General features: G+C 70.5%; 1 protein-coding gene. It reads right to left on the reverse strand.

Annotation, left to right across the window (positions count from 1 at the left end; all coding sequences use genetic code 11):
* Nucleotides 1-1,160, reverse strand: a 1,160-nt coding sequence (locus tag ABD352_RS03280) for an acetyl-CoA C-acetyltransferase (protein WP_344610961.1), incomplete at its 3' end; no start/stop codon positions are given.
* Nucleotides 1,161-1,355 lie beyond the last annotated feature (195 nt).

Below are 1,355 nucleotides of genomic sequence, written 5' to 3' on the forward strand. Positions count from 1 at the left end.
GCGGCCAGCGAGGAACCGTTGACGTTGAGCTTGGCCCGGTCGATCGCGCCGAGCGGCTCGTCCAGGCCCAGCCGCTCCTTGCAGAAGGTCGGGTCCTCCCACGCCTTGAGGGTGGCCAGCACCTGCGAGGCGAACGCCTCGTGGATCTCGTAGTAGTCGAAGTCCTGCAGGGTGAGGCCCTCGCGGGCGAGCATCCGGGGCACCGCGTACGCGGGGGCCATGAGCAGTCCGTCGCCGCCGTGCACGAAGTCCACCGCGGCCGTCTCGGCGGTCTCGAAGTACGCCAGGATCGGCAGGCTGCGCGCCCGGGCCCACTCCTCGGACGCCAGCAGCACGACCGCCGCCCCGTCGGTGAGGGGCGTGGAGTTGCCGGCGGTCATTGTGGCCTCCGGGCCGCGGCCGTAGACCGGCTTGAGCTTGGCGAGCTTCTCCAGCGAGGTGTCGGGGCGCAGGTTCTGGTCGCGGGACAGGCCGAGGTACGGCGTGACGAGATCGTCGAAGAACCCGCGCTCGTAGGCGGCGGCCAGCTTCTGGTGCGAGGCGAAGGCGAGGGCGTCCTGCTCCTCGCGGCCGATCGCGAACTCGAGCGCGGTGAGCGCGGCCGACTCGCCCATCGACAGCCCGGTGCGCGGCTCGGAGTTGCGGGGAATGTCCGGCCGCAGCTGGGTCGGCCGGAACTTGCTGACCGCGCGCAGCCGGCCGCCGAGGGACCGGGCCCGATTGAGCTCCATCATGATCCGGCGGGCGTCGTCGTTCACCCCGAGCGGCGCGTCGGACGTCGTGTCGACGCCGCCCGCGATGCCCGCCTCGATCTGCCCGAGGGCGATCTTGTTGGCCACCAGGATGGCCGCCTCGAGACCGGTTCCGCAGGCCTGCTGCACGTCGTACGCAGGAGTCCGCGGGTCGAGGCGGGATCCGAGCACGGATTCCCGCGTGAGGTTGAAATCGCGGCTGTGTTTGAGCACCGCGCCCGCGGCGACCTCGCCCAGCCGCTCCCCGGCGAGGCCGAAACGCGCCACGAGTCCGTCTATGGCGGCGGTCAGCATGTCCTGGTTTGATGCAGTGGCGTAGGCGCTGCCCGAGCGCGCAAAGGGAATGCGGTTACCGCCGACGACTGCTACCCGGACAGGCCGTTCCGAACGGGCTTTCGAGGGGGCCATCGGAGTCTCCTTCTCGACGCGACAGGGCACGTTGGCGTTACCCTACTCGCGAGTAGGTTAGCGCGTTTGTTGTGACTGGGGAGGCACCGCAATGACCGACCGCTACGCCGCCTTCGCCCACTCGGGCGCAGGGAAGTTCCTCGTCAGACGCCTTGGCCTGCCGGACCCGCCGAGGCTGCGCCGCTACGACAAGGA

The organism is Dactylosporangium salmoneum (assembly GCF_039532525.1).
Taxonomy (GTDB): domain Bacteria; phylum Actinomycetota; class Actinomycetes; order Mycobacteriales; family Micromonosporaceae; genus Dactylosporangium; species Dactylosporangium salmoneum.